Consider the following 21,436-nt stretch of genomic DNA (forward strand, 5'->3'; position numbering starts at 1 on the left):
GTGTTCCTCACAGTCTGTGGATGGCGGGCGAGTTACAGCGGGGGGAGGTCGACGAGCCGACGGCCGATCGCGTCCGGCTTGCGCCGCCTGGTCGCGGGGGTCGGGTAGCCGGCGAGCGGGTCGTTTCCGTACAGGTCGTCGAGAGCGGCGGCGAGTTCGTCGTCGGACAGCTCGGCGAGCTGCTCGGCGTCGTCCGGGTCGAGGTCGGCGAGGTCGTCGTGATCGAACGCGGCGCTCATGCCGCCTCGCCGCTGCCGGTCTTCAGCCACGGGGCGAGCGCGCCGAGCACGACGTCGACACGCGCCTCAGTGCGGTCGGCGATGCACCGGCACGCCACGGTGCGCGAGCAGTTCGGGCATGGCACCGGCTTGCGCAGGGCGTGCTCGAGGACGCGGCGCAGCACGAGCGGCGCCGCAGCCGGCTCGCCGATCGCGGGTATGTCGCCCGGCTGGTCGATGAACACGATCTGCGTCGAGCCGCCGTGTCCGTGCACGAACTCGGCTGTGTCGATGCCGCGGTCGCAGAAGTCGATTTTCGGATGCGGCCCGCGCCACCGCAGCGACACCGTGCCGTCGGGCCACAGCACGCCGTCGGCGATGTGCCCCTCGCCGCTGATGCCGGTCACGTCCTCGTTCCGGCGGAAGAAGAACCGCAGCGGTACGGCGTCGTCCTCCGGCCACACCACCGTGCGGCCGGTCAGTTCGTGTGTCGCCTGGTCGATCAGTGCCTGCGCCGCGGCGTCGTCGACGTGCTGCAGGGCGAACGCGCGCAGCGCCGCGATAGCGGTCATCGGCTGGTCGGTCATCTCTCGTGTCTCCCTGTGGGTCATCAGGCGGCCGGTCGGGCGTCGGTGCCGGTGTGCGGGGTGCGGCGCGGGCGGGCGCCGCCGAACGTGCCGTCGGGCCACAGCTCGGCGAGCAGCGGGTCGGCGAGGTGCTGCTGCTCGTCCGGGTCGGGCTCGGTCTGCCAGTCACGGCGAAGGGGGCGGGCGCCGCCGAACGTGCCGTCGGGTACGTCCTCGCCGAGCGGACGGCGGCCGGTCATGACGTCGCCCCGCTTTCCTGCGGCGCGGTGCGAGCCGTATCGCGGGCAACGCGCAGCGCCTCGCGCGCCTGCAGGTACGCCTCGTTCGGCCGACCAGCCGCAGCCGGCTCGGATCCGGCGAGCAGCGCCCGCAGCTCGATCGGGTCGTCGGCGCCGCGGCGCACTCCGTCACGTTCGGCACGCAGCGCTGCCCGGTACCCGGGGATGTCGTCGGGGTCGAGGTGCGGGTACGCGCACGGCTCGAACGTGCCGACGTGCCGGTCGAGCCGTCGGCGTGACTCGGCACGCCACCGCTCGGCGATGTCCTTCGGCATGATCGGGAACGCGCTCGTCGCGTAGTGGTCGCCGACCGCCTGCCCGGCGAACGGCAGCGGCACGTCGCGCAGGATCGCCGCCCACATCGTGAGCTGCGCAGCCTGCTCGGTGTCGTCGAGCCGCACGACGCGGTCGTCGACGAGGGCGATCTGCCGCAGCAGCTCAAGGGTTTCTTTCAAGGTCATGCGGTGTGGCCTCCGTCCAACTGCTGTGCGAGGCGGTCGAGTCCGGCCCGCTGCTGCTGTCCGCGGGTCATGGCGGGAAGGTGGACGACGTTGCCGCCGACGGCGGGCTGCTCGGTGCGCTCGTTCTCGGCCCACTGCTGCCACCGGCCGCCGAAGCCTGCGGCGCGCACCTGGTCGTCGAGCATCCGCTGCCGGAACTTGCGGGTGACGAGGCCGATCTGCTGCGGGGTGAGCTGCTCGCGACCGGCGTCGGCTCGGGCGAGCTGCGCGGCGGCGACGTCCTCGTCGCTCGGCTGCCAGTCGGCGGCGATCAGAGAGAGAGGATCGCGCCCGCGACCGCCTGCAGACGGCTCTCTATCTGCACCCCCCTGATGGGAGGGGAGGGGAGGGGAGGGGGTCGCGCGCGTGCGAGTCCCCCGGCTGTCCCTCGGGGACGCACCGCCGCGACCTGCGGGATCGTCATATTCCGATGAGTGATTCGGATCCGGATCGTCGTCGAATCCGCCGCGATTCTCGTGCGATTCGCCGCCGAAAGCCTCGAGACCTTCGCGCGCATCCTGCACGGCGCGCTGCTTCCGCTTCTTCGCCGCCGCCCGCTCGCGCTTCGCGAGGACGTCGCGGCGCGACGGGTTGTACACGAGGTAGTCATGGATCACGAAGTCACCGGCAGCCGGCTGCAGGCACTTCGGGTGCGAGCAGTCGTGGCCCGAGGTGTGCCACAGACCGGCCGCCGTGAGTTTCTTGATCTGCGGCGCCGAGCCGTACATCTTGGCGACGGCGCCCGGCACGATGCCGTCGGTCAGATGACGTGCCGCGTACGCCCCGCACTTGAGCCACAGCCCGAGCGCCGCGTTCGTTGCGGCGATCATCTTCGGGTGTGTGTCGGCGTTGTCGTCAACGACGAACCATGGCATCGGAGTTCTCCTATCCGAGGGTGAGCTGTCCCTCGGGAACCGAGGTGTTTCGGGGGCGCCGCCCCTGTTGCCCGCGCCCGTGGGCATGGGCAGCAGGGGCAGGTGCCGTGCACTTGTGGTCGATCACGTGGGGGCGGTCGCAGTCGGCCGGGTGATTACGCCGGTCGACCCACGCGAGGTCGGGGCCGCCCTTGCGCTGCCGCACGCACCAGTCGAGCCGGTTCGGCTCGCGCAGCTCGGCCGCCGCTGCAGCGGACAGCGGGTCGGCGTCGGCGGTGACGTCGAGCGCCGCCCGGTTGCCGACGAGCTGCCGCAGCACGGTTCGGCCGCAGCGGCATCGCTCGCGCCGCGCACCGCCGTTGCTGCCGGGTGGGCGTGTCACCCGTGCTGCTCGATCCGGCTGCGGCGCTCGCGTCCCCGGCGTGCGTCCTGCTGCGCCTGGTGGTGCTCGTACTCGACTTCGGTCGGGTGACTGGCGAGCGCCTCGCGTACCGCGTCCTCGACGACCGTGCCGCCGGGGCCGACCTCGTCGAGCGTGTTGTTCATCTTGCGGCGCCGCATCATCGCGCGGGCGACCTCGAGGACTTGCGCCGCCTGGTCGTTGTCCTGCGCCGCCTCAGCGGTCGTGATCCTGAGCTTCACCTGCGGCGCCTTGTCCTCGCTGGTGGCGTGCCCGGTGTACGTGACGCTCGCGAGTTCGACGATCGCGATCACCCGCATGCCGGGGTGCTCGAACAGCCCGCGGCGCTGCTCGTCGGTGAGGGACTGTTCGAGCAGACCGGCGGCACTGTCGAGCTTGACCTCGACGGCCGCGTCTTTGTCGAGCTTGGGCATGGGTTACTTCCTCCGTCGTTTGCTGAGGGACTGCTGCAGGCGGGCGTAATGGCGTGCGGCCCGCTCGCGGATCTCGGGAATCGGGCACTCGTCGCGCTGGTGGCGGGCGTAGCGGACCGCGAGCGCCTCGGTCTCGGCGTGTCCGACGGCGTCCTCGGCGTGTCCGCACGGGCATCGGAAGTCGCCGGCGGCGAGCGCCTTCGCTCCCCATGGGTTGTCGAGACGGACCCGCAGCCCGTAGCCGGACCGCGAGCCGCCGATCGTCGGGGCGAGCCCGTTCACGCCGCGATCCGTATCTGCGCGCGGTCGAGCAGGTACCGCAAGGCTGCGGCAGCCTGCTGCGGCACGACGCCGTTGCCGAGCGCCTTGAGCTGCGCCGTGCGCGGCAGACCGGGCACGCCGGTGACGTGACCGGCGGGGAGCCCCATCATCCACTCGACGAACTCGGCGCTCAGGCGACCTCGATCGTCAGTTGGTCGGGGGGCGGACCGGCCGAGCGCCGTTTCCCACCGCGCGATCGCGGGGCCGTACTCACCCCACTCGATATCGACTTGATCCGGTGCGACAAGTCGACCTGATGCCCCGTCTCCTCCCTCGACTCCGCTGTCTGCCCCGCGCTGCCGTGATCGTGCGCGCCCGGCGTCGGCAGCATCGGCAGCGGGTACACCGGCCCCTGCGCGAGCAGCTCCACCGGCGAGAACGCGCTCAGCACCGCCTCGGGCAGGTTCGCCGTGCCCTCCCGTACCCGGCGCTCGGTCGACGCCGTGCGCGATACGGCGCCCTTCGCCCCGTCCAGTGCCCGCGGTGTCGGCAGCAGCTTCCCCGGCCGCGCAGACGGGACAGTCGTCGTCGCAGACGGGTCGGCCGAGTTCGGGGTCGGTGCAGTGCTGGCAGCCGGCGCAGAATCCCCCGGCGTCGTGGAAGGACTCGCCGCACCCGCAGGTCGGGCAGGCTGGCTCGACAGCCGCCTCGCCCCCGCCCCGTCCGGCAGCAAGAACTCGACCTCGTCGGCCAGCGTCGGACCGTGCCCCCCGCTCTTCCGCTTGTCCGGATGCTGCGAGCCGCCGTTCACCGCGATCTGAGCCGTCGGCGTCTTCAGCAGCTTCACGACCGCCGGTAGCCCGTCCTCGTACCCGACTCCCTTCGAGTCCCTCGCCCGCGGCGTCGGCAGCGCTGCGACCCTCGCCCGCAGCGTGTCGTTCCGATTCCCGTCCGGCCTGCCCGGACCGTTGTGTTCCTTCGTCGTCGGCGTCGGCAGCAGCGTCGCGGGGCCATCCGAGGATGAACTCGCGGAACCGGTCGTGTGTAGCCCAGACCTCCGCAGCGCGTATGCCTGCCCATTCCGCATCGAGCCCGAGGTCGGCCATGTCGCCGAGAACGGCGCCAAGAGCGCGAAGAATGAGGGCTGCTCCGCCGGTTCCGGCACTGTCCAGATCCTCAGTTCCGGGTTCCACTCCGCGATCAGCTTTCGCTGAGAGGATGCCGCGCACATTCTCGATCACCACCAAACGGGGTTGCAGGATTCGGATCGCGCGGGCGACGTGCAGCCACAGGCCCGAGCGGGTGCCCTCGGCGATCCCGGCGCGCTTACCGGCGAGGGACAGGTCTTGGCAGGGGAACCCCGCCGTGAGGACGTCGACCGGCTCGACCTGCTCGAAGTCGACGGCCGTTATGTCGCCGTGGTTGGGGACGTGCGGCCAGTGATGCGCGAGGATGCGCGCGGCGTACTGGTTCTTGTCGTCGGGGTCGTACTGGCAGTGCCAGGCGACCGAGGCGCCGAGGACGTCGGCGACCGCGATGTCGAGCCCGCCGTATCCCGAGCACAGAGAACCGATCCGGAGGCTCACGCGGCTGCCCCCATCACGTACCGCTGCAGGAACCGCTCGGGCCACTTTGCTTTGCTCAGCCGGTCGCGCTGATCCTGCGGCATGGTGAACAGCGGCAGCCCGCACCAGTCGTGACCAGCCGCGCGCAGCCACCAGGCGTCGCACATGTCGCCGCCCTCGCCCTTCGCGTTCAGGTCGCCGGGGAACTCGGCGCCGGCTGCGAGGTACGCCGCGGCGGCCATTTCCCGCTTGTCTGCGTTGCCGTTGTCCGTCGCGTACTTCTTCAGCGTCGCGGGCACGACGTACGCGTACGGCACGTCGGCGTCGGCGAGTTCGCAGCGCACGACGCCGTGGACCATGCCCGTGATGCCCGACGCTTTCGCGTGGATCGGCAGGTCTTCGATCACGACGAGGTGCGGCTGCCACTCGGCGAGGTCGTCGCGGATGTCCGAGCGGATGTGCACGAGGCGCCGGTCGCCGTCCTTGTCGCGGGTGCGGATCCGGTACGTCGTGCCGTCCGGCAGGCACACGCCGGTCGACCGCAGCGACAGGTCGAGTCCGATCACGCGGAACTCGGCCGGGGCATCGGCGCCGAGCGTGAGCCGGGTGAGTTCGGCGGGCGCGAGCAGCCCGGGGATCGTCGTCACGCGGCACCGCCCATCACGGGCGTGATCGGCCCGTACAGGGCGCGCAGCACGCCGAGCGGCTGCGCCTCGCCGTCGTCGCACCGCAGGATCGGCTCGCCGAACTGGCCGGTCGTGCCGTGCCACTTCCACTCCCGCTCGGTCCAGTCGGCCCACGTGAGCGTCAGATCCCACGAGTCGCCGCGCGGGTCGCGCCACACCCGCCGGTCGCGGTCGAGACGGCCGCTGTACGGGTCGGCTGCCTCGTCCTCGCGCGGTCGCTGCTGCGCGGGCTCCGGGGTGCACAGCCCGTTGCCGTGCTCGGCGACGAGCCGGTCGGCTATGCCGCGCAGCAGCTCGGCGGCGAGGATCTTGCACACGCGGTCGGCGCGCACGGTGTACGAGCCGTCGCGCTGCACGGCGACGACGATCGCCGCGTCGCCGTTGCGGTCGACGTCGAATCCGATGATGTTCTGGTCGGTCATGCGGGTGCCCCTTCAGTGGCGTTCGGCTCGACCCAGGGGCGCAGCGGCCACGAGCCGTCGACGACGGCGGCGGGGTCGGTCTTGCGGAAGTGGTTTTGCAGCCCGGCCGCTTGCTCGGCGGCCCACTCGATCTGTCGCTCGTGCAGCTCGGCGAGGGTGAGGTCGCGGAACGCGTTGAACCGCAGGCGCCGCTCGGCGAGCACGCGCTCGGGCCAGTCGCGGCGCCGCCTGTGCGCGAGGTCGCCGATCCGGAACGCGATCACGGCGGCGACGTACGCGTCGTACGAGCAGCCGTGCGCCGACTCGTCGTCCCACGGCACGCCGTAGAACTGCGCGAGGGTGACGAGCTGCCGCGCGCCTTGCGTCTCGCTCGGCCGCTTCCTGTACGGCACGGCGTGCTGATCGAGCACACGCGTGTCGATGACGTGCAGCGGCCGGTCGCCGAGCCGCTCGGCGAGCGTCGGCAGCGTGTACCGGCGCAGCTCGCGGTCGAGCAGCGTGAGGTCGTACGAGACGTTGTGCCCGACGACCGGAACGCCGTCGCGCACCTGCACGGCGAGGAACTCGGCGACCTGGTCGGCAACCTGGTCGGCCGGGTCGCCGTCCTTGCGTGCCTGCTCGGTCGTGATGCCGTGAACGGCGGTCGCCTCCGCGGGGATCTCGATGCGGGGGTCGGCGAGCCACTCGCGCGACTCGCGCGACTCGCTGCCGCCGAGTCCGTGAACGGCGGCGGTCACGATCCGGTCGGTCTCGGTGTCGACGCCGGTCGTCTCGAGGTCGAACGCGGCGAGCCGACTGAGGTGCCACATCACCGGGCCGCCGATCCGGGCTGTGCCGCCGTCGGCCACGTCACGGCCGACGGATCGGCGACCGGCGGTTCGGTGCCGGTCGGCTCGCCCTCGTCGACGAACTCGGCGTCGACGACGCCCTCGTCGATGTCCTCGTCGCCGAGCCCCTCCTCGTCGTCCTGGTCGCCGATCTCGCCCGTGTGCGGGTCGACGCCGCGCGCGATGTCGTCGGCGATCCGCTTCAGGTCGTCGCGCAGCTCGAGGTCGTCGCCGTGGCCGGCCGCCCGAGCCCGTTGCCACACCTGCAGCACCTCGTCGGCGGTGCGGCACTTGACAGCTTCGGCGCGGTAGTCGACGGGCTCGGCGGGCGCGGCCTCGATCGCGCGCCGGTCGAGGCTGCTCGGGTCGAGCGCCGCTGCGGTGCTGATCGGCCCACTCAGTGCGTGTCGCAGCTTCGGGATCGCCGGCACGAGCATGACGACGGGGAAATTCTTCGTCTCGCCGTTGCGGACGACCTTGCGCTGCTCGATCCACATGCGCACGGGCATGAGCCCGCGGCCCTCGGTTTCCTGCAGCACGATGTCGAGCCCGCCCGCCATAGCGTCGGCCGCGTAGTACGACTTCGTTTCAAGCCGCCACACGCCGAGGTCGGGCAGGTCCGGCAGGAACACACCGACCCGCGAGGTCGGGCGGCATACCTGCTTCGGCGACCGCTCGTGCCAGTCCTCGCCGTACTGCGCGAGGCAGATGCAGGGCTTACCGCTGATCCGCTCGGTCACGCCGTCGCAGCGCCGCGAGCAGCCGCCGCCGGTCCAGAACTCGTAAGACTGCGACAGCGGGTCGCCGGCGGGCAGGATCGCCCGCAGCTCGCTCGCCGTCGTGATGACACGCCACTGCGCGACGTTCTGCCCCTGCGGGGTCCACTGCTCGACCGTTCCGCCGTACAGCTCGGCGGCGCGCTCGACGTACTCGCGGCTGTGCGAGGTGAGGACGAAGGTTTTCGAGCGGACGGGGATCGGCTTGCCGTCCGGCTTCGGGTTCGGCCGGCTGTAACCGGTGCGGATGCGGCCGAGTTCAGCCGCCTGCCTTTTCATGGTCATGATGCGCGATCCCATGGGTCACGCTGCCTTTCGTTCGGATGCACCAGGCGCCCACGGCGGTACGACCGTCGGGTACGAGCCGGGCGCGGTGTGGAGATAGCGGGCGGTCGCGAGGGCGCCGAGGAACGCGCGGAACACGCGGCGACCGGACGGCACTTCGATGAACCGGTGCGAGCCGCGGCGCAGGTTGAGCAGCGCGGTTCGGTGCACGCGCGGCGCGGGCTCGGTCGTGTCGTCGGGCAGCAGCCACTCGGGCGCGTGCCGCAGCGCGGCGAGCTGCAGCGGCTGCTCGTCGTACACCGTGTCGGCGGGCTTGTTCGCCGACGTCTTGTAGTCGACGAGCCACAACTGCCGCCGTCGGAACCGGCCGGTCGGCAGCCACACCCACAGATCGCCGGTTCCGGCGTAGCCGCGGGCGCGGTGCATCACGGTCGTCTCGACCGCCTCGACGTCGTTCGCGAGGTCGACTCGCCACAGACGGAACCAGCGGGCGAGCTGCCGCGCGTACGGCTCGACCTCAGGGTCGGCCGCGTACGGCACGCCCAACACGTCGGCCTGCGCCCGGTTGTGGATCCGGGTACCGAGGTTCTGCGCCCGCTCGGTGTACTGGCGAGGCACGGCGACGAGTTCTTTGCGCAGCGCGCTCGGCTCGGTGCGCGCCCGGCGGGCGACGACGACCGGGTCGGCGATGACGGCGTCGGCGACGAGCCCCGCGCCCCACGGCACAAGCGCAGGCTTGTGCACGGACGTCGACAACACGTTCGTGACGCTGATTAGGTCTGGCCCCCCGGCGGGGTCGGTGTAGTACCGGCCCCGCTCGGTGTCATGGGCCCACTTCGGCTCGGTCACCGGGCGACCGCCCAACTGCTCTGCACGTCGGCCGGACGGTCCGAGCAGCGGCACGGCAGCGCCTCGGGGTACTCGCAGGGCAGCCCGTGCCGGTGAGTGGACTCGCCCTGTCGCGGCGATCCGCCGCGGGTGTCCTTCTCACTGGCGACCGCGTCGCGCTCGACCTGGTCGAGCAGCAGCTCGGCGACCGGCTGCCCGTACCCGGCCCGCAGCATCGCGGCGAGCACTTCCTGCCGGGCGTTCACTGCTCGCCCCGCTCGCGGTCGCCGTTGAGCAGCGCGACGAGGTAGTCGACGAGCGGCGGGTCGACCGCGATGATCGGCTCGGGGCAGCACCCGAACGCCGACGGGTCCTCGGACTCGACGTGATCGGGGTCGGTGCACACGGGTCCGATTGCGTTCGGCTCGTTCGCGGTGCCGAGGAACGTCGGCCGCCACTCGGGCAGTTCGCTGCCGGTCGTCTGGCGCAGCAGCTCGGCCGCCGCGCGGCGGGCGTCGTCGAGCGCGCTCACGCGGCAGCACTCCCTTCGGCATGCTGCGCGGGGATCGCACGGCGTTCGGCGAGCGACCGCACCTGTCCGGCGAGCCGCAGCACGAGCAGCCGCTCGGCGAGGTTCGCGCACTGCCTGCCGTAGACGGGCAGCCTGGTGCGCACCACCGCGACGAGGTCGTCGACGAGCCCCTCGAACGGCAGGTCGCCCGGCCGCTCGATCAGGTGCGGGTCACGCGCCTGCATGTCGACGAGCCCGTCGAACCGGTCGAGGAACCGGTCGGTGAGCAGCGCCTCGACGACGTCGGTCACGACGCGCTGCACGAACGGCTCGACGTCGAGCGTCACGCCGGTCGGGAACGGCTCGGCCGTGATGCGGTACGGCCCGTCGACGGGTGTGTTCTGGTCGGTCATCGGGAGCCCCCACAGGACGAAGCGAGGATGAGCAGGGCGGCGACGAGTAGCAGCGCGACGACGTCGGCGACGTTCTCGGCGCTCATGAGCGGGCCGCCGTCCTGCGGGCGGGGCGGACGGGCAGCGCGGCGCCGTACAGGGCGGGCACGCCGTAGCCGACGAGGCGGGCGCGGATGCCGCCGAGCGTGCAGCGGACGGCCATCGCGACGCCGTTCGAGTCGCCGCGCGCGTCGTCGACGCCGAGCCGGTCGAGCCACCGCTGCCAGTCGGCGAGCGTCTTCGGCTGCACGACGAACAGCACCTCGCCGCCGGCTGCGGACACGTCCGGCTGCCCGGGCATGTCGGCGACCACCGTGCGGGCGCCGTCGGCGAGTTCCTTCGCCCTGCGGCACTCGACGAGCGCGGCGATCGCGGCCGGGCTCGGGTCGGGTCGGTTACGGCCAGGCGCCGCGAACGGGTCGGGGGTCACGCTCATGCCGACACCTCGCCGCGGAACTCGGCGGGCACGAACTCGTCGTGCACGAGGGCGACGTGCACGAGGATCCGGACGGTCGAGCCGTCGTCGCGCTTCGGCGTCTCGGTGCGCAGCGTCCACAGCGACGCGCCGTCGAGCTGCGGCGCGCGGTTCACGTCGCCGCCGAGCGCGAACACCCAGCGGGCGAACTGCTCGCCGTCGGCGACGACGACGTGTACGCCGTCCTCGCGGACCAACGGCGGCCGCACGGTGGGCAAGTTCAGGAAGTCGATCGCGACCTCGACGGCCGCGAGCTGCGGGTCGATCCTCGGCGCGAGGACCCTGCGAAGGGGGAGGGGGATAGGCTGTGCGCTCAAGGCACGTGCCTCACTTTCTGGTTGGTGGGGAGCGAGCCGACAGGGGTCGTTCCGGATGCCGGTCCGGGTCGGCCCCGACTCGCGTCCGGGGTGGATCAGGCGGCGGGGCGGTACTGCGCGAGCTGCCGCTCGGTCGCGGCCCTCTTCTGCGCCTGCGCGGCCTCGCGCTTCGCGCGGCGAGCAGCGGCCGACTTGAGGGCGAGCGCCTTGTAATGCGCGCTGCGCAGCGACTCGGCGACCTGCTCGATCTGCTGCTCGCTTGCGTTCGGGTGCTTCTCGCGCGCCATGTCGAGGAACCGCGTGTGATGCGATGCCTTACGGGCGGCGGCGGTACGGGCCGACCGGTCCGCCGTGTTCGCCCAACTGAGATGCGCCGCGAGCTGTAGCTGCATCCGGCGCTCGTTCGTGTTCACGTCGTGCCCCTTTGCGGTCGGTGTCCACGCCCGTGGGCGTGGACAGTGGGTCGAAAAAAAGAGCGTCTCGGCGTACGTCGAGCGCTTCGCATATGCGGTCGGCAACGTCCTCCGTGACCGAAGGTCGCTCGCCGGTCAGCAGCGCGCCGATCTTGCTTTTCGAGACGCCGACGGCGTCGGCGAGCTTCCGGATCTCCAGTGAGCCACCGCCGGGCGCCCAGTTCATCAGCCCGCGCAGCACGTCGCTGTCGGTCAGATACAGCCGGGCAAGGGTCATGAATCGAGCCTCCGCTTAGCTGCCCACGTTCGTGGACAGCTCCAGTAGAGCACACCGCTAGAACGCTGTCCACGATCGTGGGCAGCCTTAACGAGGCATTAAGAATCAGCCCTTCCTTCCCCCTGCCGCCCCACGGCTGCCCCTGATCGTGGACAATGTCAGGCAGTTGAAAAAGGTTGTACGCCCTGACCTGCGATTTCGCGCATACGTCCGAGTTTGGGCGTGGACAAATGAGCCTAGAGAGGCGGAGGGATGCCACAGCAGCGGGACGCACTCACGGAACTCGTGAGGCAGCACGTCGGCGTGGACCGGCGCATGTCGACGAGAGAGTTCGCCGCTGTCGCCGTGGACCCGGAAACCGGCTGGATGCCGAGTAAGAGCCTTATCGGCAAGATCGTCGCCGCGCAGGGGTACAACATCACCCCGCAGCTCGTGTCCGCCATCGCGGCCGGCCTCGAACTCGACCGCGCGATCGTCGCCGCTGCCGCGCACCTGCAGGTGATCGGGTACACCGACGACGAGCTGTCGACCGGCGCACCGGCGAAGCTGATCCGAGTGATCGGCTCGAACGCCGAATCGGACGAAAAGGCGCAGGCAGTCGCAGATCGATGGGACGCCGAAGCGTAGCGCTCGAACGCCTCGCACGATTTCTGTGAAGGCAGGTTTAGCGCTTTCCATTGCGGTGGCCAAGTAACCCACTGTTGCGAGTGATACGCACTGTGCGAACGACCCCCCACGTCGTACAGTGATCGAGCCTCGCGCGTGTCGAACGCCGGTTCGATTAGTGCTGCTCGAATCCGGCGGGTAAGGGGGTCAGGTTGACAGAGGTGCGAGTCGAGCGAGCAGAACTCGACGCCGGTACGCCGCTCATGTACCGCGACTTCGGGACATACGTACGACTTGCCCACGATCCCCAGCAGATTGACGAGGCTGCGGCGCTCGCACTTCTGTGCACCAGGCTGCCGCAGCTCGTCGGGAACCTTGAGGTGCGGCGAGTCCACTAACCCCCCACCGGACCGCACGCGTACGCCCCGGCATCCGACTCTCGCCGACGAGTCGGGCACCGGGGCGCAGGTCTGTCTAGGCGAGCCTGTCAGCCGGGCTCAGGCGCGCGTGCGCGACGCGGGCTCGCTCGGCGCCGGCCGACGCCGCGTAGTGGGACAGCATCTGCCGCGATCTCCATCCCGTGATGCGCATCAGGTCGTCGTCGTTGCCGCCGTGCAGCTTCCACAGGTGCGCGAAGGTGTGCCGGAACTGATGCGGGTGGATATGGTCTATCCCGGCTTCCTGGCAACGGCGCTCGATCATCGTCCCGACACCCCAGTGCGTGAGCCGGTTCCCCTTCTGGCCCCGGTCGCCCCACCAAAGCCACATGTCCTCGGTGAGCGGCTTCCCCTTGTGCTTCGCAGCGGCCCGCATGTACCGGTCGAGCGCGGTCGCGCACGTCCGGCCGAACGGCACGCTGCGCCACTTCTCGCCCTTGCCGAGCACCCGCAGCACCATCATGTCGAGGTCGAGGTCGCCGACCCGACGCTCGCTCAGTTCGCTGAGCCGCACGCCGGTGTCGAGGAACAGCATCATGATCGCCGTGTCGCGCCGGTCGGCGTACGTCTTGCCTTTGCACGTCTTGAGCAGCTTGCCGAGGGCGTCGTCGGCGATAACGGGCACTTCCTTCTCGGGCACGGCCGGCGGCTTCATCGTCCGCATGGGGGTGCGGTCGATCTCCTCCTCGTCCTCCAGCCAGTTGAAGAAGGTTCGCAGCGCCCGGTAGTGCTGGTGAGCGTTCGCCGGTGATGTCCGCTTGATGGTGGCGGCGATGTACGCCTCGACGTGCTCGCGGTGCAGCTCGTCGAGGTCGCCCGGCGCTGCCCTGCCGGTGCTCTTGCGATCCTTGTCGATGGTCGGCCGATAGCCGTTCTCTTCGTCGAGCAGGAACTCGGCGAACTGCTTCGTCGCGTTCCCGTAGATCCGGATCGTGTTCTCTGACTTGTTCTGTGCTTTGAGGGCGCGCAGCCATGAGGCAGCCATGGGCCCGATGTTGTAGCGCTCATCTGCCATGCCCCCAACCATGTGCCCACGATCGTGGACAGTCAAGGCGCTTGGCCTGATAGCGATGTGCATCGGTCGGGGCAAAGGAAATGACCAGCGTTTCCGCTGGTCATGGGCAGTTTGCGCCCCCGGCAGGACTCGAACCTGCGGCCAAGCGCTTAGAAGGCGCCTGCTCTATCCACTGAGCTACGGGGGCCTGGTGGCGGGACCAAGGATAAAGCTCCCCGTTCCTTGACCCTGACGCTTCGCCTCCGTGGCTCGATGTGGAGGTTCGGTGAAGCGGTCCTGATAATCGCAGGCAGGTACGAATCGTGCATCGCTTTTGGCGTCTGACGCACCGGGTGTTGTGCACTCGTTATGCCTGGCCTGTGCCCGTGTCCCGGTAGTCCCTTCTGTCCGTTCTGTTCTGTCGGCACGCAGACATGTCTATATGCTTCAGAATTCCCCTAAAATTGGGCATTCTTCGCATGTGGTGACCTTGGACGTACGGCCTCAGCTGATCGACACACTCTCCGCGCTGCGCGACCGTGTCGCCGCCGCACGCTTTCCGCTGCCCCTGCCCGGAGCCCCACGCGCGCGTGCCAACCGCGACGAACTCCTCGCGCAGCTCGACGACTACCTCGTACCCCGCCTCAGGGAGCCGGACGCGCCGTTGCTGGCCGTCGTCGGCGGGTCCACCGGCGCGGGCAAGTCGACACTCGTCAATTCCCTGGTCGGGTGCCGGGTGAGCGAGGCCGGTGTGCTCCGGCCGACCACCCGGACACCGGTGCTGGTCTGCCATCCGGAAGATCATCACTGGTTCAGCAGCATGCGTGTGCTGCCCGACCTCACGCGCGTGTGGGCGCCCCGCCAGGACCCTGCCGACGACTTCCTGCTCTCCGGCAGCGAGGAGCCCGTGCGCGTGCTGCACGTCGAGACCGCCGACACCCTCCCGCGCGGCCTCGCCCTCCTCGACGCCCCCGACGTCGACTCCCTGATCGCCGACAACCGTGCCCTCGCCGCCGAGCTGATCTGCGCAGCCGACATCTGGATCATGGTCACGACGGCCGCCCGTTACGCCGACGCGGTCCCCTGGCACCTGCTGCGCACCGCGAAGGAGTACGACGTCACCCTCGTCACCGTCCTGGACCGGGTGCCCCACCAGGTCGTCTCCGAGGTCTCCCGCCAGTACGGCGCCCTGCTCACCAAGGCCGGCCTCGGCGACGTACCCCGCTTCACCGTGCCCGAGCTGCCCGAGTCCGCCTGGGGAGCGGGGCTGCTGCCCGCCACCGCCGTGGCGCCCCTGAAGAGCTGGCTCGCCCACCACGCCCAGGATCCCGCCGCCCGGCGGCAGGTCATGGCCCGTACGGTGTACGGCGTCCTCGACTCCCTCAAGTCCCGCGTGCCCGAGCTGGCCGGTGCCGCCGCCGCCCAGTACGCGGCCGCCCTCCGGCTCACCGCCGCCGTGGACGGCGCCTACGACAACGAGCACGCGCGCGTGCGTGGCCGGCTCCAGTCCGGCGCCGTACTGGCCGGGGACGCCCTGAAACGCTGGCGGGCCTTCCCGCTGGACTGCACCGCCGCGGAACTCCTGGACGCCCTCGTGGAGAGCCTGGCCGCCCTGCTGCTGTGCGCGGTCACCGCCGCCGACGAGCGCGTCGACGACGCCTGGCGGCGCGAGCCCGCCGCGGACGCCCCCGGGCTCGCCGGGCGTGACCCCTCCGCGGAGAGCGCCGAGCACCGTATCGGGCTCGCCGTACGGCGCTGGCGGCGCGAGCTGGAGGAGTACGCCGAGGACGAGGTGCGGGAGCTGGAGCGGACCACCGCTCCGGACGCCGAGGTCGTCGCCGCCCTGGTCGCCACCGTGCTGCTCGGCGGACGCCGGGCGCGCAGCGCGGGCGAGGGGCTCGCCGAGCGGCTGGGCGCCCACGGCGCGCTGCGGCTGCGCGACCGAGCGGGGCGGCTGCTCAGTGAGCGCGTGGACCGCGTGGTGTATCGCGAACGCGACCGGCGCCTCGCCCCGCTCTACGCCCTGGAGGTCAATCCCGAGCCCCAGGCCGAACTCATCGCCGCGCTGTCCGTACTGCAGAAGGAGAGGTGACCGGTGGCCGCCGTCACTGACCAGGATCACACGGAGCACTCGGAGCACTCGGAGCACTCGCATCACACCGAGCACAGAGGACACGTGGAACACAGCGGCCGCGTAGACGGCCCCGGCGCGGGTCCGAGAGCCTCGGACGGAGCCACCGCCGGCCTCCCGGTGGGCGGCGCCGGGAGCGACTCCGGGGGCCTCTCCGGCTCCGCCGTCGGGAGGACCTCCGAGAGCAGTCGGGGGAACGTCACCGAGAAGGGTGATCAGGCCGGCGGGAACTCCGCGGCCGTGATCGGTGGCGGCATGGACGCCGACGGCGGCGAAAACGGCGGTCCCGCGCGCGTGCGCGGCGAGCAAGCCGACTCGGACGGGCCCGCGCGGGGCGAGAACCGGGATGAGAGCCGGGACGAGAGCCGGGACGAAAACCGGGGCAGGGGCCCGACGAAGAACGCCGACTCGGGTGGCGGCCCCGCCTTCCACCTCCCCCACCCTCCCTCTCCGCGTCAGGCCACAGGCGACACGCAGGGCACCCCCACCCCCACCCCCACCGCCCCCGCTCGCGTGCCCGCCCCCGCTCCCGCCGCCGACGCGGACTCCGACTCCGACTCCTCCGAGTCCTGGGACGACGGCCTCATCGCCCGGCGCGTCACGGAGGCCAACGCCGCCGCCCTCGCCGCCGAGAGCAGCGCCGCCCTCGCGAGCACGAGCCGCGGCGGCTCGGGCAGCCACACCCCCGCCCCCCTGGCGTACGACGGCCCGCTGCGCTCCCGCCTGGACGCCCTGCGCGAGCTCGTCGGGCTCTCCCGCACCCGCCTGGACAGCCCCACCCTCGCCGAGGCGGGCCGCGTCCTGGACGAGGCGGCGGCCCGCCGCAAACTCTCCGGCCGGCACACCGTCGTCGCCATCGCGGGTGCCACCGGCAGCGGCAAGTCGCAGCTGTTCAACGCGCTCGCCGGAGTGCCGATCTCGGAGACCGGCGTACGGCGGCCGACCACGGCCGCGCCCATCGCGTGCAGCTGGAGCGACGGTGCCGCGAGCCTCATCGACCGGCTCGGCATCCCGGGCCGGCTGCGCCGCCGCCCGCTGCAGAGCGCGGACGCCGAGGCGCAGCTGCGCGGGCTGGTCCTGGTCGACCTGCCCGACCACGACTCCGCCGCCGTACAGCACCGCGAACAGGTCGACCGGATCCTGAAGCTGGTCGACGCGGTGATCTGGGTCGTCGACCCGGAGAAGTACGCCGACGCCGTCCTGCACGAGCGCTATCTGCGGCCCATGGCCGGCCACGCCGAGATCATGTTCGTCGTCCTCAACCAGGTCGACCGGCTGCCCGGGGACGCCGCCGACCAGGTTCTGGACGACCTGCGGCGGCTGCTGGACGAGGACGGCGTCGCGCTGGGCGAGTACGGCGAACCCGGCGCCAACGTGCTCGCGCTGTCCGCGCTCACCGGCGAAGGCGTCGGCGAACTGCGCGAGGCGCTCGGGCAGTTCGTCGGGGAGCGCGGTGCGGCGGCCCGCCGGGTCGCGGCCGACGTGGACGCCGCCGCGGCCGAGCTGCGGCCCGTCTACGCCGCCGGGAAGCGGGTCGGCCTGAGCGAGCAGGCCCGCGAGGAGTTCGCCGCACGGCTCGCGGACGCGGTGGGCGCCACCGCGGCGGGCGAGGCCGCGGAGCGCGCCTGGCTGCGCAACGCCAACCGCGCCTGCGGTACGCCCTGGCTGCGGCTGTGGCGCTGGTACCAGGGCCGCGGCGAACCCAACACGGGTCGCCTCCCGGTGCGCGCCCCGGTCGCCGAGGAGGAGGCCACGGCCCGCCAGCGCGTGGAGCAGGCCGTCCGTACGGTGTCCGACCACGCCTCGGCCGGACTGCCCGCGCCCTGGGCGCAGGCGATGCGCGAGGCCGCCGTACGGGGCTCCCAGGGACTGTCCGAGACGCTGGACGAGCTGGCGGCGCATGCCGGGCTGCCGCCCGGGCGGCCGCCCCGGCCGGGCTGGTGGCCGGCGGCGGTGCTGGTCCAGGCCGCGATGACGCTGCTGCAGGTCGCGGGCGGCGTGTGGCTCGCGGGGCAGATCTTCGGGGTGATGGCGCCCAACCTCGGGGTTCCGGTGCTGCTGATGGTGCTCGGGATCGTCGGCGGTCCCCTGGTGGAGTGGGGGTGCCGGATGGCGGCCAGGGGGCCGGCCCGGCGCTACGGCCAGGACGCGGAACGGCGCCTGCGGGAGGCCGCCGCGAGCTGTGGCCGGGCCCGGGTGCTCGAGCCGGTGGCGGCGGAGCTGTTGCGGTACCGGGAGGTGCGGGAGCAGTACGGGCGGGTGGTGCGGTCCGGGACGGGGATGGTGTGACGGCCTCCGGTGCCCTTCGGGGTGGGTGAGGGGGCGAGGGGGCGGGCGAGGGGGTGGGTGAGGGGGATCGGGAAGGCGTGCCACCCGTACGGGTGACGGGGTTTTCCACAGGCGAGGGGGGTGTCCACAGCGCTCGGCGGGCCCGGCCCGGCGGAGGCAGTCTGAGGTCACGGCGATCGCACGGCGGGTCCGGCCGAAAGGACGGCGGGCGTGCGTGCGGTCGGCGGGTGTGCGGGCGCGTACGGCAGCGGTAGGGCGAGGTACGGCCGTCGTTCGGCAGTCGCGGCGGTCGTGGGCCGCCGTACGGCGGTCGGTACGCGCAGGCACGGCGGACGCAGCAGACGCAGCGGACGCAGCAGACGCAGCCGTACGGGGCGGACCCGTGCGTGTGTCCGCCCGGCCGCACGAGGCGCCGGGCGGGGGAGGGGAGCGAGGACATGAACGAGACCATCGTCTGTGTGGTGGGCAACGTGGCGACCCAGCCGGTCTACCGCGAGTCGGCGGCGGGCCCGTCGGCCCGGTTCCGGCTGGCGGTGACCGCGCGCTACTGGGACCGGGAGAAGAGCCTGTGGGCGGACGGGCACACCAACTTCTTCACGGTGTGGGCCAACCGCCAGCTCGCCGCCAACGTGGCCGCATCGGTCGAGGTGGGCCAGCCGGTCGTCGTGCAGGGCCGGCTGAAGGTGCGCACGGAGGTGCGTGAGGGCCAGCAGCAGTGGGCGTCGGCCGACATCGACGCCGTGTCGATCGGCCACGACCTGGCACGCGGCACCGCGGTGTTCCGCCGAGACCCGGCACGCGCGGGCAAACCGGAGACACCGTCGGCGACGGCCCGCCCGGAGCCGAACTGGGAGACACCGAGGCCCACGGAGGGCCCGGCCGACGAGGCGGCCCAACCGAGCCCGGAGCCAGCGGCGGTGACGTGACGTCAGTCTCACGGTCCGTGCGAACACGCCGTACGAACCGGTGGATTTGTCGATATGCCCAGCTCATGGACGGTCCCGGCGATAACGATTACGGATCGGATCGGCCATCGGATCATCCGACCGGCAGGCGAGGTGCCGCGTGATCCATAGGATGCCGGGCGTGCCCCTAGGGGCTGCCGATTCTGCTGGTGGGACCGTCCCCCACGTCCAACGGGTCCTGCTCGAAGGGGAATTCTGTGCTTGCTGCGCTCACTGGGTTCTGCCGGTCCACCGGAACGGGCCGCCTGGCCGCCACCGTCACGGTGTCCGGTCTCGTGGCGGCCGGCGTGCTGTCCGGGGCCGGTACGGCCGTGGCCGACGTGGCCCCGCAGACCCAGGGCGGGGCGACGGCCACGATCAACGGCCTGAAGACCTACGGCGAGGCCGTGATCCACGAGGACGGCGGCGACCAGCGGGTGGCCGCGGGGCTGTTCGAGATGTCCGTGGACGGCGGCGGCACCCTGCAGACGTACTGCGTCGACCTGCACAACCCCACCCAGCGCGACGCCCGCTACCAGGAGACCCCCTGGAGTGGCACCTCGCTGGGCACCGACAAGGACGCCGGCAGGATCCGCTGGATCCTGCAGAACTCCTACCCCCAGGTCAACGACCTCGCGGCGCTCGCCCGGCGGGCGGGGGCGCGGGCCCTGACCGAGCAGGACGCGGCGGCCGGCACCCAGGTGGCCATCTGGCGGTACTCCGACGGGGCCAAGGTCGACGCCGTCGACCCGCAGGCCGAGAAGCTCGCCGACTACCTGGAGAAGAGCGCCCGGAACACCGCCGAGCCGCAGGCCTCGCTCGCCCTGGACCCGCCCGCCGTCTCGGGCCGGCCGGGCGACGTGCTCGGGCCGGTGACCGTGCACACCAACGCGGCCGGGGTCACGGTGATCCCGCCGGCCGACGCGGCCACCAGCGGGGTGCGGATCATCGACAGGACCGGCAAGGTGATCACCTCCGCGAAGGACGGCAGCCGGCTCTACTTCGACATTCCCGAGGACGCGGCCGACGGCACTGCCCAGCTGACGGTGCAGGCGTCGACCACCGTGCCGGTGGGCCGGGCCTTCGCCTCCGACAGCCGCAGCCAGACCCAGATACTGGCGGGCTCCAGCGAGTCCACGGTCTCCGCCACGGTGACGGCCGGCTGGGCAGCCAAGGGCGCGATACCGGCGGTGTCGGCGCGGAAGAACTGCGCCAAGGGCGGGGTGGACATCTTCGCGGCCAACAAGGGTGACAGGCCCTTCACGTTCGCGCTGATGGGCGTCGAGCACACGATCCCCGCGGGCGCTTCCCGCACGGTGACCGTGCCGCTCCTGGAGGACCAGGCCTACGACTTCACGATCACCGGCCCCAACGGCTTCAGCCACCGCTTCAGCGGCGTCCTGGACTGCAAGACGCAGGGTGCGATCACGACTCGGTCGGCCCGCAGTCACAACGCGCCCGGCCCGGCCACGGTGGGCGGCACCTCGGTCCCCGACACCGACCTCGCCGCGACGGGAGGCTCCGCGATCACCCCCCTGATCGCCGGGGTGGCCATCGGCCTCGTGGTGATCGGGGGCGCGGTGCTGGTGATCCTGCGCAGGCGCGAGCAGCCGGGCGACTGACCGCCCGTCCCTTCAGCGCCGATGGCGTCCCTGGAAAACCGTCGGCGACCGGACGAGCCTGCCAGGGAGGCGGACGTGGACGTGTTCGAGGTCGAGCAGACGACTCCGTACGAAGTCAGGCTGACCGACGCGGGCAGGACCGCGACCATCGCCGGTGAACCGATCGTGGACCGCGAGGGCCACTGGCGGTTCGCGGTGTACCGCACGGACGTGACGCATGGGGACGACGGGGCCCTGATGTCCACCGACGAGCGTGCCCGCGCTCTTCGGACCCTCACCGAGCGCGGCACCCGCCTGGACTGAGCCCACGGGCGTCCTAGGTCCCCAGGGGGCCGGGGGAGCGGCGGCCTGGCCCGATGGCCCGTGTCACGTCTCCCTCCGAGCCAGGTCCGGGCCAGGGCCCGGATCCGGCGTGTTCGCGTGGCGCGTCAGCAACACCTCCAAGGCCTCGCCGAGATACGCGCGGAACTCCGCGCTCTCCTCCGGGGGCAGGACCGAGGGCGTCACGTGACCGAGCTGGGCGTGGCCCAGATAGGCGGTGTACGCGAGCAGTCCGCGGCGGTGGGCCTCCGGTTCGGGAAAACCGAGGTCGGTGAAGAGCTGCCTGAGGTACGCCACCCTGCGCTCGGTCACCCGCCGCAAGGCCGCGGCCACTTGGGGATGCGTCGAGGTGACGAGCAGTGCGACTTCGAGCGGATCGGTCGTGGCCGACCTGATGGCTTCGGTGAAGAGCAGACGGATCCGCTCCTTGGGGTCCGGTTCCGCCTCGACCTCGCTGATGGTGCCCTCGGTGTGGAGCTCCGCCCAGCGGTCGAGAGCAGCCTCGATGAGTGCGTCGCGGTTGGCGAAGTGCCAGTAGAAGCTGCCCTTGGTCGCACCGAGCCGGGCCGCCAGGGGCTCCACGGCGACGGCCGCGACACCGCCCTCGGTGATCGCGGTGAGCGCGGCGTCCGCCCAGTCCTGGGCCGTCAACCGGGCTTTCCTTTCCGGCCGTTGCTGTCGCTGCTGCCGTTGCACCATGACCGT

29 protein-coding genes and 1 tRNA gene are annotated in these 21,436 nt (G+C 71.8%); 6 read left to right on the top strand and 24 right to left on the bottom strand.

Annotated elements, in window-relative coordinates; genetic code table 11:
- Positions 1-32 precede the first annotated feature (32 nt).
- The 21 genes from AB0N17_RS20185 to AB0N17_RS20285 form a co-directional block, all read right to left on the bottom strand.
- Positions 33-239, bottom strand: a complete 207-nt coding sequence (locus AB0N17_RS20185; protein ID WP_366012738.1) for a hypothetical protein — start codon at positions 237-239, stop codon at positions 33-35.
- Positions 236-805, bottom strand: a complete 570-nt coding sequence (locus tag AB0N17_RS20190) for a hypothetical protein (RefSeq protein ID WP_366012739.1) — start codon at positions 803-805, stop codon at positions 236-238. The genes AB0N17_RS20185 and AB0N17_RS20190 overlap by 4 nt, the downstream gene beginning before the upstream one ends.
- 23 nt (positions 806-828) lie before the next feature.
- A complete protein-coding gene (locus AB0N17_RS20195; RefSeq protein ID WP_366012740.1) occupies positions 829-1,044 on the bottom strand; it encodes a hypothetical protein in 216 nt (71 codons plus the stop codon).
- On the bottom strand, positions 1,041-1,544 hold the full coding sequence (locus AB0N17_RS20200) for a hypothetical protein (protein ID WP_366012741.1): 504 nt from the start codon (positions 1,542-1,544) through the stop codon (positions 1,041-1,043). The genes AB0N17_RS20195 and AB0N17_RS20200 overlap by 4 nt, the downstream gene beginning before the upstream one ends.
- Positions 1,541-2,458, bottom strand: a complete 918-nt coding sequence (locus AB0N17_RS20205) for a hypothetical protein (RefSeq protein ID WP_366012742.1) — start codon at positions 2,456-2,458, stop codon at positions 1,541-1,543. Before AB0N17_RS20205 ends, AB0N17_RS20200 begins: the two co-directional genes overlap by 4 nt.
- Before the next feature lie 10 nt (positions 2,459-2,468).
- Positions 2,469-2,840, bottom strand: coding sequence for a hypothetical protein (locus AB0N17_RS20210; RefSeq protein WP_366012743.1), 372 nt, complete (start codon positions 2,838-2,840; stop codon positions 2,469-2,471).
- Positions 2,837-3,292 (bottom strand): hypothetical protein, encoded by a 456-nt coding sequence (locus tag AB0N17_RS20215; protein ID WP_366012744.1) that lies wholly within the window; start codon positions 3,290-3,292, stop codon positions 2,837-2,839. Before AB0N17_RS20215 ends, AB0N17_RS20210 begins: the two co-directional genes overlap by 4 nt.
- Positions 3,293-3,295: 3 nt before the next feature.
- Positions 3,296-3,574 carry a hypothetical protein gene (locus tag AB0N17_RS20220; RefSeq protein WP_366012745.1) on the bottom strand — a complete coding sequence of 93 codons (279 nt, stop codon included), beginning with the start codon at positions 3,572-3,574 and terminating at the stop codon, positions 3,296-3,298.
- Entirely contained in the window at positions 3,571-5,139 is a 1,569-nt protein-coding gene (locus AB0N17_RS20225) for a DNA cytosine methyltransferase (protein ID WP_366012746.1), read from the bottom strand. The genes AB0N17_RS20220 and AB0N17_RS20225 overlap by 4 nt, the downstream gene beginning before the upstream one ends.
- Positions 5,136-5,765, bottom strand: coding sequence for a hypothetical protein (locus AB0N17_RS20230; protein WP_366012747.1), 630 nt, complete (start codon positions 5,763-5,765; stop codon positions 5,136-5,138). The genes AB0N17_RS20225 and AB0N17_RS20230 overlap by 4 nt, the downstream gene beginning before the upstream one ends.
- Positions 5,762-6,226, bottom strand: coding sequence for a phiSA1p31-related protein (locus AB0N17_RS20235; protein WP_366012748.1), 465 nt, complete (start codon positions 6,224-6,226; stop codon positions 5,762-5,764). Before AB0N17_RS20235 ends, AB0N17_RS20230 begins: the two co-directional genes overlap by 4 nt.
- Positions 6,223-7,035: an exonuclease domain-containing protein gene (locus AB0N17_RS20240; RefSeq protein WP_366012749.1), complete on the bottom strand. Its 813-nt coding sequence runs from the start codon at positions 7,033-7,035 to the stop codon at positions 6,223-6,225. Before AB0N17_RS20240 ends, AB0N17_RS20235 begins: the two co-directional genes overlap by 4 nt.
- Positions 7,035-8,114 carry a hypothetical protein gene (locus AB0N17_RS20245; RefSeq protein ID WP_366012750.1) on the bottom strand — a complete coding sequence of 360 codons (1,080 nt, stop codon included), beginning with the start codon at positions 8,112-8,114 and terminating at the stop codon, positions 7,035-7,037. The genes AB0N17_RS20240 and AB0N17_RS20245 overlap by 1 nt, the downstream gene beginning before the upstream one ends.
- An 18-nt stretch (positions 8,115-8,132) precedes the next feature.
- Positions 8,133-8,963: a hypothetical protein gene (locus AB0N17_RS20250; protein WP_366012751.1), complete on the bottom strand. Its 831-nt coding sequence runs from the start codon at positions 8,961-8,963 to the stop codon at positions 8,133-8,135.
- Entirely contained in the window at positions 8,960-9,208 is a 249-nt protein-coding gene (locus tag AB0N17_RS20255) for a hypothetical protein (protein ID WP_366012752.1), read from the bottom strand. The genes AB0N17_RS20250 and AB0N17_RS20255 overlap by 4 nt, the downstream gene beginning before the upstream one ends.
- A complete protein-coding gene (locus AB0N17_RS20260; RefSeq protein WP_366012753.1) occupies positions 9,205-9,474 on the bottom strand; it encodes a hypothetical protein in 270 nt (89 codons plus the stop codon). Before AB0N17_RS20260 ends, AB0N17_RS20255 begins: the two co-directional genes overlap by 4 nt.
- Positions 9,471-9,866: a hypothetical protein gene (locus tag AB0N17_RS20265; protein ID WP_366012755.1), complete on the bottom strand. Its 396-nt coding sequence runs from the start codon at positions 9,864-9,866 to the stop codon at positions 9,471-9,473. The genes AB0N17_RS20260 and AB0N17_RS20265 overlap by 4 nt, the downstream gene beginning before the upstream one ends.
- An 82-nt stretch (positions 9,867-9,948) precedes the next feature.
- A complete protein-coding gene (locus AB0N17_RS20270) occupies positions 9,949-10,341 on the bottom strand; it encodes a hypothetical protein (protein ID WP_366012757.1) in 393 nt (130 codons plus the stop codon).
- Positions 10,338-10,697, bottom strand: coding sequence for a hypothetical protein (locus AB0N17_RS20275; protein ID WP_366012759.1), 360 nt, complete (start codon positions 10,695-10,697; stop codon positions 10,338-10,340). Before AB0N17_RS20275 ends, AB0N17_RS20270 begins: the two co-directional genes overlap by 4 nt.
- A 95-nt stretch (positions 10,698-10,792) precedes the next feature.
- Positions 10,793-10,984, bottom strand: a complete 192-nt coding sequence (locus AB0N17_RS20280; RefSeq protein ID WP_366012760.1) for a hypothetical protein — start codon at positions 10,982-10,984, stop codon at positions 10,793-10,795.
- A 28-nt stretch (positions 10,985-11,012) separates the two neighbouring features.
- Positions 11,013-11,387, bottom strand: a complete 375-nt coding sequence (locus AB0N17_RS20285; RefSeq protein WP_366012761.1) for a helix-turn-helix transcriptional regulator — start codon at positions 11,385-11,387, stop codon at positions 11,013-11,015.
- Between the two features lie 315 nt (positions 11,388-11,702).
- Between AB0N17_RS20285 and AB0N17_RS20290 the strand changes: the two genes are divergently transcribed.
- Entirely contained in the window at positions 11,703-12,014 is a 312-nt protein-coding gene (locus tag AB0N17_RS20290; RefSeq protein ID WP_366012762.1) for a hypothetical protein, read from the top strand.
- 453 nt (positions 12,015-12,467) lie between these two features.
- Here the strand turns inward: AB0N17_RS20290 and AB0N17_RS20295 are convergent, their stop codons facing one another.
- Both AB0N17_RS20295 and AB0N17_RS20300 read right to left on the bottom strand, forming a co-directional pair.
- Positions 12,468-13,457, bottom strand: a complete 990-nt coding sequence (locus tag AB0N17_RS20295) for a tyrosine-type recombinase/integrase (protein ID WP_366012763.1) — start codon at positions 13,455-13,457, stop codon at positions 12,468-12,470.
- 102 nt (positions 13,458-13,559) lie between these two features.
- A tRNA-Arg gene (locus AB0N17_RS20300) sits at positions 13,560-13,632 on the bottom strand.
- A gap of 273 nt (positions 13,633-13,905) precedes the next feature.
- Between AB0N17_RS20300 and AB0N17_RS20305 the strand changes: the two genes are divergently transcribed.
- The 5 genes from AB0N17_RS20305 to AB0N17_RS20325 all read left to right on the top strand — a co-directional run bounded on the left by AB0N17_RS20305 (position 13,906) and on the right by AB0N17_RS20325 (position 20,713).
- Positions 13,906-15,516 carry a dynamin family protein gene (locus tag AB0N17_RS20305; protein ID WP_366012766.1) on the top strand — a complete coding sequence of 537 codons (1,611 nt, stop codon included), beginning with the start codon at positions 13,906-13,908 and terminating at the stop codon, positions 15,514-15,516.
- 3 nt (positions 15,517-15,519) lie between these two features.
- Entirely contained in the window at positions 15,520-17,844 is a 2,325-nt protein-coding gene (locus AB0N17_RS20310; protein WP_366012767.1) for a YfjP family GTPase, read from the top strand.
- 437 nt (positions 17,845-18,281) lie between these two features.
- On the top strand, positions 18,282-18,770 hold the full coding sequence (locus tag AB0N17_RS20315; protein ID WP_366012768.1) for a single-stranded DNA-binding protein: 489 nt from the start codon (positions 18,282-18,284) through the stop codon (positions 18,768-18,770).
- A gap of 284 nt (positions 18,771-19,054) precedes the next feature.
- The gene (locus AB0N17_RS20320; RefSeq protein WP_366012816.1) at positions 19,055-20,410 is read left to right on the top strand and encodes a Cys-Gln thioester bond-forming surface protein; all 1,356 of its coding nucleotides are present in this window, start codon (positions 19,055-19,057) and stop codon (positions 20,408-20,410) included.
- A 75-nt stretch (positions 20,411-20,485) separates the two neighbouring features.
- Entirely contained in the window at positions 20,486-20,713 is a 228-nt protein-coding gene (locus AB0N17_RS20325; protein ID WP_366012769.1) for a hypothetical protein, read from the top strand.
- A 63-nt stretch (positions 20,714-20,776) separates the two neighbouring features.
- On the opposite strand, the gene AB0N17_RS20330 is transcribed toward AB0N17_RS20325, so the two are convergent.
- Positions 20,777-21,430, bottom strand: a complete 654-nt coding sequence (locus AB0N17_RS20330) for a TetR/AcrR family transcriptional regulator (RefSeq protein ID WP_366012770.1) — start codon at positions 21,428-21,430, stop codon at positions 20,777-20,779.
- Positions 21,431-21,436: the final 6 nt, after the last annotated feature.

The sequence above is a fragment of the Streptomyces sp. NPDC051133 genome (assembly GCF_040682635.1).
GTDB lineage: Bacteria > Actinomycetota > Actinomycetes > Streptomycetales > Streptomycetaceae > Streptomyces.